General features: G+C 36.8%; 15 protein-coding genes. 10 read left to right on the top strand and 5 right to left on the bottom strand.

All coding sequences use genetic code 11. The annotated features are described in order from the left end of the window. Positions 1-180: 180 nt before the first annotated feature. Positions 181-1,059 (top strand): hypothetical protein, encoded by an 879-nt coding sequence (locus J2S07_RS19825; protein WP_307152141.1) that lies wholly within the window; start codon positions 181-183, stop codon positions 1,057-1,059. Positions 1,060-1,323: 264 nt separating this feature from the next. On the opposite strand, the gene J2S07_RS19820 is transcribed toward J2S07_RS19825, so the two are convergent. Further along, positions 1,324-2,298 (bottom strand): Abi family protein, encoded by a 975-nt coding sequence (locus J2S07_RS19820; protein ID WP_307152140.1) that lies wholly within the window; start codon positions 2,296-2,298, stop codon positions 1,324-1,326. 439 nt (positions 2,299-2,737) lie between these two features. Here J2S07_RS19820 and J2S07_RS19815 point away from each other — a divergent pair, with 439 nt between their 5' ends. Next, positions 2,738-3,220, top strand: coding sequence for a YomK family phage-derived protein (locus J2S07_RS19815; RefSeq protein WP_307152139.1), 483 nt, complete (start codon positions 2,738-2,740; stop codon positions 3,218-3,220). Positions 3,221-3,446: 226 nt separating this feature from the next. On the opposite strand, the gene J2S07_RS19810 is transcribed toward J2S07_RS19815, so the two are convergent. Genes J2S07_RS19810 through J2S07_RS19800 form a run of 3 tightly spaced genes read right to left on the bottom strand, consistent with a single transcriptional unit; the run spans position 3,447 to position 5,399 of the window. Then, entirely contained in the window at positions 3,447-4,211 is a 765-nt protein-coding gene (locus J2S07_RS19810; protein WP_307152138.1) for a hypothetical protein, read from the bottom strand. 27 nt (positions 4,212-4,238) lie between these two features. Then, the gene (locus tag J2S07_RS19805; protein ID WP_307152137.1) at positions 4,239-5,105 is read right to left on the bottom strand and encodes an SWIM zinc finger family protein; all 867 of its coding nucleotides are present in this window, start codon (positions 5,103-5,105) and stop codon (positions 4,239-4,241) included. 60 nt (positions 5,106-5,165) lie between these two features. Beyond that, the gene (locus tag J2S07_RS19800; protein WP_307152136.1) at positions 5,166-5,399 is read right to left on the bottom strand and encodes a DUF6429 family protein; all 234 of its coding nucleotides are present in this window, start codon (positions 5,397-5,399) and stop codon (positions 5,166-5,168) included. Between the two features lie 368 nt (positions 5,400-5,767). Here J2S07_RS19800 and J2S07_RS19795 point away from each other — a divergent pair, with 368 nt between their 5' ends. The 4 genes from J2S07_RS19795 (at position 5,768) to J2S07_RS19780 (ending at position 9,771) form a co-directional block, all read left to right on the top strand. Next, positions 5,768-7,102 carry an AAA family ATPase gene (locus tag J2S07_RS19795; RefSeq protein WP_307152135.1) on the top strand — a complete coding sequence of 445 codons (1,335 nt, stop codon included), beginning with the start codon at positions 5,768-5,770 and terminating at the stop codon, positions 7,100-7,102. After that, entirely contained in the window at positions 7,089-7,823 is a 735-nt protein-coding gene (locus J2S07_RS19790) for a hypothetical protein (protein ID WP_307152134.1), read from the top strand. Before J2S07_RS19795 ends, J2S07_RS19790 begins: the two co-directional genes overlap by 14 nt. 345 nt (positions 7,824-8,168) lie before the next feature. Beyond that, complete coding sequence (locus J2S07_RS19785) at positions 8,169-9,140, top strand: hypothetical protein (RefSeq protein WP_307152133.1); 972 nt, start codon at positions 8,169-8,171, stop codon at positions 9,138-9,140. An 85-nt stretch (positions 9,141-9,225) separates the two neighbouring features. Beyond that, positions 9,226-9,771: a restriction endonuclease gene (locus J2S07_RS19780; protein ID WP_307152131.1), complete on the top strand. Its 546-nt coding sequence runs from the start codon at positions 9,226-9,228 to the stop codon at positions 9,769-9,771. A 77-nt stretch (positions 9,772-9,848) separates the two neighbouring features. Here J2S07_RS19780 and J2S07_RS19775 read toward each other — a convergent pair whose 3' ends face one another. After that, positions 9,849-10,775: an NAD(P)H-dependent flavin oxidoreductase gene (locus J2S07_RS19775; protein ID WP_307152142.1), complete on the bottom strand. Its 927-nt coding sequence runs from the start codon at positions 10,773-10,775 to the stop codon at positions 9,849-9,851. 476 nt (positions 10,776-11,251) lie between these two features. On the opposite strand from J2S07_RS19775, the gene J2S07_RS19770 reads away from it, so the two are divergent. From J2S07_RS19770 to J2S07_RS19755, 4 genes are all read left to right on the top strand, one after another. After that, the gene (locus J2S07_RS19770; RefSeq protein WP_307152130.1) at positions 11,252-12,103 is read left to right on the top strand and encodes a DegV family protein; all 852 of its coding nucleotides are present in this window, start codon (positions 11,252-11,254) and stop codon (positions 12,101-12,103) included. A gap of 1,172 nt (positions 12,104-13,275) precedes the next feature. Continuing rightward, a complete protein-coding gene (locus tag J2S07_RS19765; protein ID WP_307152129.1) occupies positions 13,276-13,878 on the top strand; it encodes an S-layer homology domain-containing protein in 603 nt (200 codons plus the stop codon). Then, complete coding sequence (locus J2S07_RS19760) at positions 13,850-14,830, top strand: hypothetical protein (RefSeq protein ID WP_307152128.1); 981 nt, start codon at positions 13,850-13,852, stop codon at positions 14,828-14,830. The genes J2S07_RS19765 and J2S07_RS19760 overlap by 29 nt, the downstream gene beginning before the upstream one ends. Positions 14,831-15,466: 636 nt before the next feature. Beyond that, positions 15,467-17,011 (top strand): rhomboid family intramembrane serine protease, encoded by a 1,545-nt coding sequence (locus tag J2S07_RS19755; protein WP_307152127.1) that lies wholly within the window; start codon positions 15,467-15,469, stop codon positions 17,009-17,011. Positions 17,012-17,083 lie beyond the last annotated feature (72 nt).

Genomic DNA, 17,083 nt, shown 5'->3' with positions numbered 1-17,083 from the left:
ATTAGGCTATTGTCGTTATGTAATTACTTCCAAGACTGACAAATACATTGGCGGAATTATTAAGATTTAGCGTCATAGACATTGATTGAAAACACCTTGCCAGAAATCAATGAGAATAAAAATGAAACATTCTTAGAGAAGATGATTTGTGGGGAATGTTCAAAACAAGTGGTCCATTATGTGAATAAGAGGCCGAAAAAAAATAGTGACTATTATCAACACTTTTGGGTCTGTTATCGAGCAGGCTTTCCGCATTATCATGTTCATGATCCTTGTGATTCTAAGAGTTTTAAACAGGACTATTTTGAACAGGATTTTAAACACCTATTAACAAATATTTATGAGGATTCTACATTCTATCAGAAGGCGGAGCAGGCGATTGAACAGCTGGACTTGTCCCCTGAAGAGAAAATGGAGGAAGAGCAGCTAGAATGGGAAGTGAAACTATTAAACCAAGAACTTTACGAGGTGGTCGATGAAAGCCTTCATGGTCAGGGGAGAGATACAGAAAAAGTTGACCAAATGACTGAAAAGTTATGTGCCATGTATGAGAGACTTGCGGCTTTTCGAGATCGGAAGGAAAAAGCGGAAGAGGAACGAAAGGCACTCAAGCGTTTTATGAAAAACTTGAAAGCTTATATAAAAAGTGAATCAAAAGCCTTCCCAAGTGATATATACAAAGATGTATTAAAACAAGCGGCTGTATATAAAGATGGCAGCGTTGTGTATCATTTGCGCTTCGGATTGGAATGGACGACCAACGAGGTGTATTCTACTTTCCAGGAACAATGTGAAAGGGAGCGGTGGGCGAAGGTAAAAGCAAAACACGAAGAGTTTCTTCGAGGACCAGAAGTGGCTGCCCTTCTCGAGTACTGTCGGGAACCGAGGACGGTGAAAGAGATGTTAGCCTTTATGCTGGAAAGAAAACAAATGGGGAAAACAACACTTGTTGATCGAGTGGTTATGCCATTGTGGAAGGAAGGGACATTTGAGCGCTTCTTGAGAAAAAGAGAGAATTTTAGGGAGTATTTGTATCATGTGAAAGATACTGAGAAATAAATGTAATCTAGGAATCTATTAATCTAGCAAAAGGATTAGATTCCATTGGTTATGGGCTGGATGGATAATTGCTATTGAAGAAGTATTGAGGAACCCATTGAGTAGGCTTGTGCAGAGCCACTTGGTGGGTTTTTAGTAATATTTTTAGACAAAATTAAAAGAGGACCAGACGCATCCAGTCCCCTTAAGTGTAAGCCGAAGCTGTACACCGCTATTAGTTATATATTATGATACTACAGTTTGTCCTATTCGTAAAGTACAAGCCTAAATATAATTCGTTAAGCTAGTTACTTTGTTTCTAAAATCGGACCCCATTATAGAGGTGTGAACCGGTATTGGTATGGCATCTCTAAGCTTTTCAGACTCCGCATGGAACTTTCGAACAATTTGTTTCAATTCAGTTTTGGTTACTCCAAGCTTCTTAAGAAGAAAAATCACAATGATAAAGTAATCCACAATGTTATCGAATGTAATATTTGTAATGCCAGTCTCGCTTTGCAGATATTCCTTCAAGCGTGAAGGCGGGTTTGTTTTTTTAAACCTGCAATCAAAGACAACTGAGTTATGTGCAACAGCATTACGCAGTTCCTTAATTAGAAAAATGATATCTTCAACAATTCTACCATTTTGATTATGGTTAGTTGTATGCATGTTTAAATCCTCTGCAATGGCAATCCTCGTGTCCTGATTTAAACATTGTAAGAAAAAACCGAATTCCCCAAGATTAATTACCTCAAATATTGCCCACAGTGGTATCGGCTTATTGGTATGGAAAAAGTGTGAAATTACGGCTTTTTGTTCTGAATAATTATAACTGATTTGTTGGTGAATCTTATTCCTTAAATCAAGCCGTTTCTTCATTTTGTCCCTATACTTACTATTACCCGTATTTTCTTTCTTATAATCATTTAATAGGTGTGAAAAGACAAAATCAAAGTCTACCGGTCCTATTCCAATCAGAGTATTTAGTGTATAGTTTTTAATTGCTGTTTCAATGAACATGATTCGTGGATATAAAATCGTTTTAAGGTTTGTATCAAATTCATAGACACCAACGACTTCATCGAAATTGGTGAATGGTATTTGATTACTGGCATGACCAATAAAACGATATCCTTTGTATCCATGATAGTATCCTAAATTCAACAAATCCCTTTTCTGTTTGCTGCCACTAATTTCAATGCCATGCTTGTCCCTAAGGTGACGCATTAACCCATTGGTTGTTTTTCCTCTTACCAAAATATATCCGCTCCCATATAAAACTATTAACTTAATTATAAGGGTTATTTTATGAAAAAACTATAACTCTATATCAATAGGGATTGTAAGAGAGAAAACTTCATTAATTATATAGTAGAAAAAAGACCAATCAGGCTCATCTCCATTCAAGGAGGTGGGCCATTTTTTGCGTTTTATGGGGTGAAATTCGCTATAAAAATGAATCGTGGAATTAGAAGGAAAGAGGAGTGAAATTAACCGTCTATTATATAGTAGAAACTCGGATATTTTAATCTATATTTTGCGTATTTTTATCCATCCAGCCTCACGGCGTGGGTCGTGATTAAGTCGCGTTACCGATTTTGTTCTTTTGTCAAAAAACTGTCAATATAATAATATAGGACTCTCTCTTCTTTTGTCGAATTTAGGTAGATAGGAAAATGAGAGGGGAGCGAAAAGGATGACAGAGTTAACTCAACATAATGCTTCTGAGGATACAATATTTATTCATGACTTAATAGAACAAACAAGAAAAGATGATAAAGAGTTCAAAAAATTTATTGACCAACATTTGTTTCCTCAAAAATCGAAATCAAGTATTAAAGCTATTAACAAGAATATTGATTTTTTAAAGGGAATGAATGCTACACAGCAAGCGCTAGTCAAAAGTAGGGCTAAAGTTTTCGAAGAAACCTATGATCCATCGAAGTATTTCCCTACTCTCCTTGCAATTTATGGGTTAATAATTAGCTTATATGTGATATTGCAAGAGTCTTTAGTGAAAAATAATTTAAATGAAATTTTTTCTATTGATTTAAGGGTCATTATTATTATTTTGCTAGGGAGTACAGCTTCTATTCTATTTCTTATCACAATAAGAAGGCGAGCAACAGCAATCTATTTTAATACCCTAATTAATAATATATTCGGCAAAGAAAAATAAGCATCTTTTTTGTGTGTGCTTATTTTTCTTTGCCAGATCAGGAAGTAAAATGGCAGTATAAGATGTTCGTCTCGGTTTTAAAGGACTTCTCTAAAGTACAGTCGGATTATGTTTGGAAACTTGGAAACAGGTCCTGACCCCACCCAGCTAAAGTATCCAGCGTTAATGTGTTAACATACTGGGGGGGCAGGCGCTTAGGTAGAGTTAATAATCAAGGAAACTCAAATCATCGAATCTTCCCCAATTCGTCAATAAAAGCTGGTCTTTTTCGATATAAGCTCATTAATTCATTGATCAATTCTCTCTGTATTTCCGTCCCTGCAATTTTTTTATATCTCTTTATTTTATGACATACCCCTTGATAGTCTCTTCGATTGGATGAAGTGCTAGCAACTGATTCGATATACTGTTTATATATTTTGGCGACATCTTCTTTGAATGGTTTTACTAACTTCCCGGCATAATCCTCAATAAATCTGGGGTTCTCCTTAACATATTCCAACATTTCTTCAAGATCGTTTTCTGCCTTTATTAATTCGAGGAATATGTAGCTAGAGTGCCGTCCTTGCCTAGTTTTAAGTTCTTGTTTTAAATTTGCATAAAACTCATCGTGATTTTCCGTTTCGGCTAATTCCTTTAGTTCGTGGTAATATTCAAAGTTTCCCTCAAATAAAAGCTCCTTTGCCAGTTTTTGCTGCTCTTCTTTTAAAACAAGAAATTTATAGGCTAGGTACCGGAATTTTTTCCACTTGGATACTAATCCTGGAAATTGTTTATCGTTCTTTTCACCGTCTATGGCAACTTCTATGACTTTGTGGTAGTTTTCTGTTTGAAGATACTTTTTTAGAAGGTGCTCCCGAAAGCTTGATAACTGAAGATGCTCATATATAAATTGGTCTGCTTCTTCTTGTGTTCCATATTGTTCAATGATCTGAAACATTAGCCGCTGCAGCTCCTCATTTTCATAGCGGCTGCTACTTCTATCAACCATGGACTCGATTTTGCTCCTTAGCGGCTCTCATAGCTTTTCATCATCTGCAAACTCCAGACAAATTTGGAGCAAGTCAAATTTGTAGTCGAACCAACCATCAAAAACATTGTTATCCGTTTGAGCTAATAGTTTTTCGAATATTTCCTTTTGATGGTCCGTCCCTTTATTCTTGATGGAAATTTCCCCTATTACCTTAAAAATTTCTGTTACAAGAGAACCAATATCCCCACCAGAATCATCAGCATACTGGAATGCATCAATTGCTTCCTCTATCAATAGCAACGAAATATCAATCGCTAGGAGCGCATCATCTGTGTTTCTTGCCTTTTCTAATACCTCATCCAACTCTCTTACAAAAGCACTCGCATCTCGATATCTAATAAATCCTTCTCTGCCTGTATACTTCCTTATAATGGAATGAATAAACTCCTGACATGCCTCTAGCTCATGTTGATGGTCCCCATTTGAGTACTTAAGGAGGAGGTTATTTTTTAAAGTATCATCCTCATTTGCGAGCCGTGTAATAATATCTATCAATTCTTCCTTTGAAAGATCGCTTAATACCTCTTGCATCGATATTTGTTTGTGCTGCTTTTTCGGAAGCTTATCACTTGAGGTTGAAGGATCTAACATGTCAGACAGCTCAAAGTAGGCAGCTACTTCATGTTTACAGACAGGCCCGAAATCATAGGGGCAATCACACTGGGAAAATAAGATGTCCCCATTATCCCCAATATCAATCAATACTTCGTAGTTATCGCTGCCATCTACATAAAAAAGATACTTATTTTCCCCTTGTTCAATAGCTTCAACCACATTTCCTTCGATGTAATAGTTATATCCTCTGTCTAATATTATTTTGTCAATATGGTTCTCAAAATTATTTATATTCACTTACCATCCACATCTCCTCAATATGGTATCTCTTCATTTGTTAAACATTATGTACCAAGGTTAGGTCCCCACATATTTCTTTAATAACTTTTTAGCCTCGTTCACTCCAGTCTCGGTTAAATAAACAGATTTCGATCTGATACCTCCTCTGATCAAATCCTCATCGGTCAGTTCATTTAATACGTCAAACGGGTATCCCTTCCAACTTCGCCTTAATTCATCGGGAAAATCATGCTCTTTCCAAGATGTTAAATATAACAATAACAAAGTAAGCTCCTTAATCTTTTCTTCCATGGAAAAAAATCCTTTCTGGGATATCTTTTTTTCTAGCTTATAAAAAAATCAATTGATTTACAATGTAGGTATACATATGGATTGTTCTAATCATGGAGAGGTGGAACGAGGGGACAGGTCCATCGTCCCACTCCTCGTACTGGGGGACAGGCACCTATTATTTAAACCAAAATTAAAAAAATCACACCAAAAGAGGTGTTATTGAATAAAATGATTAAAAATTGTCCATTTTATTTAATAGTTATAAAATATCATTAATTTAAAGTTTATTTGGGTAAAAATTTAAACGAAATTATTTATAAGTAAAATTTTGTGTGATATAATTTTTTGAAAGACATAAAAGTTATAAGATCCTAGGAGGAAACGATATGTCGAGTATTATTAGAGTTACAAATGTTGAAGTGAAAAATTTAAAAAATGTTAAAAGGGGAAATTTCAGTACAAATTCAACCTTTGATAACCTAACTGCTGCCGATGTAATAGGTTTCTACGGGCAAAATGGATCTGGAAAGACTGCAATTGTCGAAGCATTTAATCTTTTAAAGCTTTTATTAGACACGAGGAAACTGCCGGAACTATCTAAGCATTTATTATACTTTAATGAAGAGTTCATTGACTTGTCCTTTGATCTAATAATTAAAAATTATCTTGGAGAGTTTTTCGTAAAATATGAAGTTTCAATAAGTAAAGGAAAAGATAAGCTACAAGTAATAAAAGAAAAAGTCTCCTATAGAGAAAATATAAGCAAGAAACGATTTAAAGATATTTTCTACAAAAATAATCAGGAAATTTCCATTAGAAATCAAAAGATAAAATCAATGAATGAAGATATTAGAGTAACAGTAATGGTAGCAAATAGAATGGCAAACGATAATGCCACCTCGTTTATTTTTAGAGAAGAATTAAGAGAAGTATATGATTATTTTTTAAATGAAATAGAAACTGAAATAATGAACAATCTTTTGGTAGATTTCAATAGAGACTTTCACGTGATTGATCAAATCCAATCTGGATTATTAATAGCAAATATAGTCATGCCATTTAACGTACATGTTGAAAATATACGAGGGAGTATACCGTATGAGTTAAGTGATACAATGGTCTTACCACCTCCGCTATTTGATACAATTAAAAAAGTTATTGAACAAACGAATGTTGTTCTTAAAACTATCATACCTGGTCTTCAAATTAAAATTAGAAAAATTCATCAAGAAAAAATGGATAACGGAATAGATGGTATCCGCTTCGAGTTTTTATCTACCAAAGGAAGTATTGAACTACCTTTAAGAAGTGAATCATCTGGGGTTATAAAATTAATTTCAATTCTTAGCACATTAATAGCAGTGTACAATAATCCTAATGCATGTGTAGTAATTGATGAACTAGATGCAGGTATTTTCGAATATTTACTAGGCGAATTATTAGAAGTAATAAGTGAGAATGGGCAAGGACAATTGTTTTTCACATCACACAATTTACGAATCTTGGAAGTTCTTCCTATTCGTAATTTATGGTTTACGACTCTTAATGAAGAGGATCGCTATCTCCAATTAAAAGGTGTTAAAAAGTTAAATAATGCACGCGATATCTATTTACGTGCAGTGCAACTTGGCGGACAAGATGAACCTATTTATGGCGAAACAGACTTGTACGACATAAAAAAGTCGTTTAGAAAAGCAGGTAAGATAAATGGCGAAGAATAGAAAAAAAGTAGTGCTTTTAATTGTTGAAGGAGAAAGCGACGAAACTTTACTCATAGATCGTCTAAGAGAGCTTTTTAAAGACCATGAAATTCGCTTTGAACCCCAACGTGGTGATATTTTATATGACATAAAAAGACAAGGGAAACCTATCAAGGATGTTATTGGAGAAATAGTAAAAGAAGTTTTAATAAAGAGAAAGTTTAAGCAGTCAGACATATTAGCTGTTATTCATATAGTGGATACAGATGGTTGTTTAATTCCTGAAGATAATGTCCTTGTAGATAACCAGCAAGAAACTCTAACTTATTACCAAAATAATTGCATTAGTGTTTCAACGGAAGCACAAAAGAATAATATACTGAACCGAAATGATATTAGAAGTAGAAATATTCGCACTATGAATTCAGTGAGTAGTATTGTTTCTAACAAATACAATTATCAAATGTTCTATTTTTCTAGGAATTTAGAGCATGTAATTTTTGATGACCCCAATCCGTCTTCAGAAACAAAAGTTGATAATATAGAAGTATTTCTAGATGACTTAGCTTTACCATTAGAAGAGTATCTATTGCAATTTATGCCTGATACGGATGCTGAAGGTTATAATGAGCAATATATAGCTAGTTGGACCTTTATATCGCAAGGGATAAAATCCTTACAACGTTCAACAAATGTCCCATTGATGTTTAATTTTATAGAGTTAAAGACTTCGGAATTATGAGTTTTAAAATAATATAAATATAGTATGAAAGAACCGGATCTATAATAGCTCATTACCTTAATAATAGGTGGTGGGCCTTTTTGTTTTGGTCATTTTTCATTTATCTAAGTTCTGGTGCCTGTCACCACCCGAATTTGATTTCCATATGATTGTATGAACTCCACTGATCCAGCTGGGCAGCCACAAAAATCTTCAATATGGAATGGGAGGACAGGTCCCTCGTCCCAATTAATGATTTGAATATCACTAGGGGATTTTCTAGATTTTTGTCGAAATAGTAAGAGACTGGAACTGTGGGGCTATCCCCTATGTCCCATGTTAATAAACGCCTTCGGGAGGATAAGGATGAAAAGATATTTATTTCTACTTTTTTTAGTCGCTGTTTTTTCTTTATATGGATGTGGTCAGGATGACAGTGTTGTAAAGGAAAAAGAGGGATTAACAATAAAGGACGAGGAAAGGAAGGATCCAGACCAAGAAGAAAAAGAAGAACAGGGTGAACAAGTTTCTGACGAAATGGACCGGAGTCACTTCAAAAGTGCCTATTTTGATTTAGAGCTTATGCTAGACAAGGAAGCAATGGCTGCACTTAAAATAGATGAATCGAAAAGTCAGGTGTGTTTTTCCTTAGAGGATAATACTCTTCTCATGCAATCACTGGAGATAGGGTGTGTCGATTATCTTGCTCAACCCGTGGAGGAGTTTAGGGAGGAAGCCCTTGGTGGAATGCACATGTTGGTAAAGGCCGACTCAACTGGTGAAAATACTTTGGCATTTAGGGGCTTGGGTGAAAATCCTTATGTAACCTATAAAGAAAATGAAGAGTTATTACCAGAGGAGGAGCTGTTAATAAAGTCGTATCATTTATTGGAAAGATCAGTAATTCAAACGGGGTTTTTTAACTTGAATTTGTACTCTAATCAGGAGCTTCCTAAGAACTTAGATTCTAATGAAATGGTAGGAATTGAGATTTCAGAAAATATGTTGAAGGATCTAACTAGCTGGTATTCCTCGTTGAAAACAGCCATGGATGATGGGGTTGATAACAATGAATGGAGAAGGCTTATAGAGAAGACGTCCAAACAAAGCAATGTAGAATACCCAGAAATACACCAGATTCCTTTTCCGACCGTTGAAATAGGAGCGAATATAGCAAATCTCATATTCGAATTCCAATCTCTAATGATGCCAGAGCATTATGGGGATGAATATGCTAGAATCGCTAGCGAGAATATGATTCTTGAGATTGGAAATGGCTTAAAAGTAATCGAGAAACAGCTGGACGAGATTAAGAATACGTATGGAGACGGGGCCTGACCCCTACTCAAAAAGGATCTTAAGTTATAGAATAAATGTAAAGTATTGGATTTATACAGTAATAGATTAATAGGGGTAGAGTGGTATGGAAATGGATTTCTTTGATGGAATAAAAATAGGGTTAGACTTACTTTGGACGTTGTTAACGGCCGAACCTTTATTAACTTTAGGATTAATAGTATTTTTTGGTGGTTCCTTAATTTTTGCATTGATAGTGAATATGCTGCGGGAACGAAAACTCAGAAAATCAGGTATTTTGGAAGTTGATAAAATGTCAGGCAGGAAGTTTGAAGAATATCTTCAAGCCTTATTAAAAGCAAAAGGCTATTATGTAGAATTAACACCAGCAAGTGGCGACTATGGGGCGGACCTAATTTTATCAACAAAAGGTAAGAAAATTATTGTCCAAGCTAAGAGATATAAGAAAAATGTTGGTGTAAAAGCGGTACAAGAAGTAGCTTCAGCAAAAAGCCATTATAAAGCAGATGAGTGCTGGGTGATTACTAATAGTTTCTTTACTGAACAAGCTAAAAAACTAGCTAGTTCAAACCAGGTACGGTTGATTGACCGCAAGCATCTAATGAATTGGATGCTACAAGAAAACGAGGACACACATAGAGACAGGGCCTGACCCCTGCTAAGTTTAAGTGCCAGTCCCCCAGTACTGTTAAGTATTAACGTACTGGGGGACTGGCACACTATGTAAACTTAAAACCTACATTGCTCATACTCTGCCATAATATTCTCAATAATCGTATCTACAGGAAGAATCTCCTCAATTTCATGAACCCGCGCACCTGCAAACACTAGTCCATTCTCACAGTCTCCGTTCATCGATGTATAGAGGGAATCCAGTGTACAGAAGCGATAAGAACAATTTTTCAGGCAATCTAAGCACTTCTTCACCCTCACTTTACCATCATCTTTGATAAGTTCGGTAAAGCTATTGCGGATCATGCGTCCTTCAAGGCCAACCGTTGTCTTGATTAGGAGAAGATCCTCTTTTTTTGCAGCTACATATTTTTCTTTAAAGGATTGGGGAGCATCGCACTCATGGCTTGCGACGAATCTTGTGCCCATCTGAACTCCTGATGCACCAAGGGAAATCGCTCGTGCTAGGTCATATCCGTTCATCATTCCGCCAGCGGCAATGACGGGAATGTTAACAGCCTCCACAACTTCAGGCAAAATATCGAATAGAGGTCTATCCGTACCAAGATGGCCACCAGCTTCATGGCCTTCGACGACAACCGCAGCTGCACCAAGACGTTCCGATAATTTGGCCACCTTTGCTGATGAAACAATGGAAAGAACCGGAATCCCTGCTTCTCTCCCCCAGCTATACATATCGCGAGAGATACCAGCGCCGGAAATGATGAAATCCACCTTTTCCTCAAGAGCAGCCTTCATTTTCTCGGCAAAATCATTCATCGCAAAAAGAACGTTTATCCCTATGTAACCAACGCCCGTGATATTTTCTCGCGCTTTACGAATATGGAAACGCATTTCTTCGACACTAATTCCCGTTCCAGAGATAATCCCGATTCCACCTGCATTGGCAACAGCGGAAGCAAGACCGCTTAATGATATTCCCACTCCCATTCCACCTTGGATAATCGGAAATTTTGGACTCATATGTCCTATTTTTAATTGTGGCACATTCACTACAATCCCTCATTTCTGGAAAGTTTTATTTTCTAGGCTCTTTTCTCAAACATTGTTGCGTTTGAACAATAAGTAAATAGAGAAAACAGTTGTTTTTGCAGTCTATCTGTTGAAACAATAAAGAAAAGTGCTCTTATTCTATGGGTGTCGTACGCCTAGTTTGAAACGGAATGGCCGGTATTAAGGACATTCCAGAACCATAACCCGTGTGAAAAAGCCTTCTTCTAAAACTAATTGTAGGGATTGGAGGGAAAATGACTAGTGACAGATATAATACCTGGTACTAAAATTAGATACTAAATTACTTAATTGACACAAAATGTTCAAATTTATGATATTTTCAGCCGTGATTACCGATCGTCAGACAATTATGATTTTTACTGTATATGTGACGCTAATCCTGTATAGTTATAGTTAAGGATAAGAATTGAAAGAGGAGGTCATATATGGAGAGAATTGTTCTAACAACAGAGAGTGGTGCCGATTTACCAATAGAATTAGCAAAAAAACATCGGGTGCAGGTGGTTCCCATGCACGTGATTATGGATGATAAGGATTATGAGGACGGGACATTACCTGTACAGGATATTTACGAATATTATGAGAGAACGAAGAAAATCCCCTCGACTACAGCGACGAATGTTCACGAATATCAAGAGTTTTTTAAGAGAATAAAGGTCGATTTCCCTAATTGCATCATCATCCACATCGGTTATACGTCCAAGGCGTCTTCCTCGTTTCAAAATGCGGTCATTGCCACGGAGGATTCCGAAGATATTATCCTTATTGATGCTTTGAATGTGACTGGTGGCTTACTGGCGATTGTGATGTATGCGGTTTCGGTGCTAGAGAAGGAACCTATGATTGAACCGATGAAACTAGTTGAAAAAATTGAATCCATCATTCCAAAGTCAAGATTATCCTTTGTTCCAGGGAGCTTAGAATTCTTGAAGGCAGGTGGCAGGGTGAGCAATCTTGCTTATCTAGGTGGGGCTTTGCTAAAAATCAAGCCACGCATTGAATTAGTTGACGGAAAGCTAGTTTCTACAAAAAAATATCGTGGGAAGATGGATGAGGTTGCCGAGAAACTGCTACAAGATACCCTCAATCAATACGAACTTGATAAGTCCCAGCTTTATCTCCTCTATTCCCTTGGCCTCGAGGAAAGGATCATGCAACGGATGGATAAAATGGTGAAGGATCACGGATTCCAAAATGTTCACTGGATACAAGCTGGTGCGATGATTTCCACCCATGCTGGACCTGGGGGATTCGGAATAGCGGGATTAGAGGTTTAGGGGCTGTTCTATAAATTGAAACCCCATACATATGCAACAAGAGTTTATTGAGTTTTGTGGATTAAGATGGATAGATTTTTATAAAATTCTTATTTTGTACGTAGGGAATGATGGGAGAGAGGAGAACTTCTCCCCTCGTTGTTCTATAAACGATCCAAGGATTGTTCATCATCTTGAGGACCTTGTGGAACATATCGAGGGTCTGGAACTGTTTTTTTTACCTATCTTAGAACCTCTACAAGATAAAGGAGATATTGGTCATGAACAGGCAAAAAGAGCACTAGAAACTGCTGCCGCTGGTAGACACAATGTCTAATCAGTGGATCTCTCTCAGAAACGTCCGAAGGATTTCACCAAGATTGTCCCTATGCTCAGCTAGTGGTCATGAGTCTTTACCAGTTGGCCAATGAAAAAAGAGAATGATGGCTCATTCTCAAGCAGTGTGATTTTTCTTCTTATGGCACCGGACACATCTATCAGAAAAATAACTATACTTATGGTTTCGATGCAGCAAGCATATGATTTTTTCCAAAGGCCAAAATAAAACCTCCCAATGAGTTTTTACTATATTCTTCTACAATAAATGGTAAAGCCCTTTAAATTATTTGAATGTTTTATATATTTTAATTATTATTATTCCTTTTCCATCCGAAGTTTGTTGAGAATTGCAGTTTTTTGATTATGTCAGCACAAATCCACAGTTTTGAACCCTCCATTTGTATTAATTCAGTAAATTTCCTTTCAACTAGCCCCTTGTTTCCGGGCCTACTCCTGTAATTTCCCATTCCTTTTGGTGGGCGGTGGAGGATATTTGCGAAATTTCCAGGATATTTGCCAAAATCGCAATTTATTTGCGAAAAAACAATTATATTTGCGGAACACCATTTTTGGCAACAGTACCCTTTGTATCGGGATGATGCCGTTGTCCTAGAGATTTCCGAATGAATCAAGGTGGCATTCTTTTCCAATGCTTATTGTCGGTATTATCCGGAATTTACTGATAGTGGGGGAGGAGGAAACCACTTTTGTTTCCTCAAGGGAGTTCTAAATGAAGGCCGTGCAGCTGCGACTTTTTCTATTTCAGGACGGATGTACTGGACCAAACTTTACCAATAGATTTCCTATTTTATACATGATACTTTTTAATAGGATTCTAATAATGGAGGTGAATTATGATAGGAAGAATGAAGTATATGACAACACTGGGATTCTTTATTATCGTCTTTATGGCAAATGGAATATTTGTTCAGGCGAGTAGTTTCAAAGACATAGAGAAACTGGCGGATAAGATTCAACAAGAGGTATTGGATCTAACGAATCGAGGGATGATTAAAGGGACCTCTCCAACAACCTTTTCTCCTGATGCCCCGATTACCCGAGGTCAGGTTGTCGTGATGATGGGGCGCTACATTGAGAAAAACGGCATTGCAGTGGTTGATAAATACTGGGAGCGAACGGATCGATTTATCGATGTACCAACCGATTTGAAAGACCGTGAACTGTTGAAGTATTCCACACTCCTTCACGATATTGGCATCTTTAAGGGATATAATCTTCGACTGTATCCGAACAAACCGATTACTCGAGAAGAAATGGCGCTAACATTGGAGCGTCTAATGGTACTGGTCCGGGAATATTCTTTAGTTGATTATGCGTATGATTTAAAAAGTCATGTAGTCGATTTACAGAAGGCAAGTGAGGAAGCTAGGCCCTATATTGAAGCATTAAATGCATTAGGAATTTCAGATGTTAGAATCTTTCAAATCGAAAAATAATGTGACCCGTGTACAGTTCGCTTCATTCTTATCAAGAACAATTAAACTGATTGAGCGGGACCATCATGTGATTCATTTTGAGAAAACGGCTAAGGAGTTAGGATTTAACGAAATTTCAAAAGTCACGACCATTGAAAATTCAAATTTACATATATCCTATACCCACTCAAAACTTCATATTTATGGAAGGTATGACGGTGATTTTTTAATCAACGAAGAAGTGATCATCGAGGGTACGAATTTTTTTGGCCACCCTCACGAATCAAGAATGCATCTGAATAATCAGCTCATGTCTCATAATGAATTTAATGTCATCGAAAAATATATTCCTGGTGGCCATGGCAGTGTCCATATGAGTCTATTTTTAATGCATAGTTTTACGGGGGAGCATTTCAAACGCTTAGATACAGGTCTTGAGTATGTTGATCGAACCTCTTATAAAGATGATCCAAGTCTCTCAATGTACTTTCAAACCAAAGATACCGGCATCATCGAGCATACCATTACTGGTAATGTGATGACGGTCCAAAATGGTGAAGTGATGAGAACTCGAAAAACGGTTCCATACCGCTATTATTATGACTATCAAGGCGTTATGGTAACAGATACCGTTGCGAAGAATTATATTGGTGACAATCGGTATGAAGTAACCATAGGCGGAGACGTGTACTTTGAAGGGAAGAGAATAACCGATCGGAGGTTTTATTTTTTGCCAATCACTCGCCCGGTTCCGTTTCCTGGATATAATGATTCATTTGCTGGATTTGCGTACACAGATGATATCACTCTACAACAAATTCTGGCTTTCCATCAAACAGATGGCCAAATATCAAGTATCCCGAAACAATTTATGTATCCCAACGTTCTCGTTATCGATGGAGAAAGAAATATATACGGCACTATTGATTTACGCGACGCAACATTTGGGAAGTTTGAAGAGATTAGAGATTAAGACTGGTGCCTATGCACCAGTCCTGCATAATCCCCTTGGAGGGTTGGTGCCTGTCACTCCCCGAACATTCTTGTTTCACAGAACTGTTCCACGGATGATAGAAGATATCGATTCTAAGATAAAAGGGAAAGCCTCTGTGGAGAGGAAAACTCTCTGCGGGGTTTTTCTTTTTGTATCTCAAGTTTGACAGGTTAAACCACAAGAATGCTGTAACGACAGGCTTTCTTGTGGTTTTTTTGTGTCAAAAAATGCGTACTTTTTTAGGTCTTGGATTAGGACTGGTGTCTGTCACTCCCCTATAGTATTGCTAGTAATCCTTTTCCAACCGCAATTAGTGACACGGGGACTAAACCATTCAAGAAATACTCCGAAAAACTTTGTGTGTTTTCCTGTAAGGACTTACTAGTATAGTAAAGGATGCTTCGGGTGGTGACAGCTGTACCGATCCCAAGTCTATTGACTATTTGCTGTTTGAAGGTTAGTTTAGAGGCAAGAGCAAACTTTTATTGAATTTTCGAAATTGTGCTTGTTAGCATAATTTAATAGTTATGAAGACAAGATTAGACTATTAGCTGCTCACTACATAACTATAAGCTTGTCGATCAATTTTTTCCATATGCTTGAGAGGTGTTCCATATGTTCCATAAAATCAAAAATGAATGTTTCCGGTACCCTGCATTATGTTTGCTAACTGGTTTTATACTAGTTAGTTCAATTAGTCCCTATTTATGGCCAGCTCTTAGTGAGAATTTAAACCATTCTAACACTACTCTTGGCAAGTGGTTTTTTCTCATCACTTCAGGTTTTCTCCTAGAAAATCCATTATGGAATTCCTTCTTGGTTGTTACACTACTTTTACTCGGTTCCTCTTTAGAGAAAATATTTGGGGCTCCTAAATTTATTTTTTTATTTGCGTTGATAGGCGTTATTGCTAGTTTTTATATGAGTTATTTCTCCCCTACCAAATTAGTTAACAGTTCTTCGGTATATGTGGCAGCGGTATTTGGTATGAACATATGTATGCTTTTAAAGAGGCATCGATTCATTACGCAAAAACATAAAATATCCCTAGCCATTCTATTAGCATTGCTTCTACTGTTAATGATCGCGGATCCGGCACTACCTGTTTTTAATATATTGGTAGGTTTTATTATTGGTTTTATTATGTCCTTCTTCGTGAAACCCCAATCCTTCAGCAAAATAATAGAAAGGAAATGGGCTCCATCCTTAATGCAAGGCATAATCATTCTGATGACAGCTTTTATCTTTATATATAGTTCAAAGTTAATTAATGTTGAATCTTTTAAAAGTCAGTTTCAAGTACAGCTGGAAGAGTGGACTGCCAAAGTAGATGTTACCCGTTTAAAACAAAAAATAGCAGATGTCAAGGCAGACACAGAGGAGAAAGTGGTGGAGAAAAGCAATCCTATTGACTTGAGCGCCCTTACTCCGATACATGTAACTGGGGATAAATTATATAATTCCATTCTAGAATCATTGTTGAATTTAGATGATTCTGTGATGGTTGGTCTAAACAATGATAGTGATAAAATTTTTGAGACATTACAGCAAGTCCTTAATGATCATCCGGAAATTTTTTATTTCGACCATTCTAATAGTCGTTATTGGACAAATGGCCAATTAGAGTTGCGTTATAAATATTCAAAATCTGATATTGAGAAAATTCGAGAAAAAATTAATGTGCTCGTGAAAGAAATTTTTAATAATCATTTGGATAATAACCAAAATGACTTTGAAAAAGTAAAGGCTATCCACGACTACCTCGTCTTAAATACACGCTATGATTATCAAAATTATAAGGCGGATACGATTCCCTATGAATCCTATAATATAGTAGGAACTCTACTAAACCAAACCGCGGTTTGTGATGGATACGCTAAGACAACTCAGTACTTATTAAATTTATTGGGCGTGGATGTTAGGTATGTAACAGGGACTGCAAATAGCGGGCTACACGCTTGGAATAAAGTAAAAATTGATGGAGAATGGTTCAATTTAGATGTCACATGGGATGATCCTGTACCAGACCGTGTTGGGGAAGTTTCCTACCGATACTTTTTAGTAACGGACAAATATTTAAAGAAAGATCACCATTGGGAAGAGGACCTGCACCCGAAATCAGAAGCCACTACATATATGCATATATCTCGCAGTGAGTAAGGGAGAGGGGGGCTAGCTCGTTTTCAATTCTTAGGGTTTCGGATGGTAACGGTCTAAAAGCTCAAAAAGGAG

The sequence above is a fragment of the Anoxybacillus andreesenii genome (genome assembly GCF_030813005.1).
GTDB lineage: Bacteria > Bacillota > Bacilli > Bacillales > Cytobacillaceae > Robertmurraya > Robertmurraya andreesenii.
This window is presented reverse-complemented; position numbering and strand designations above follow the sequence as displayed.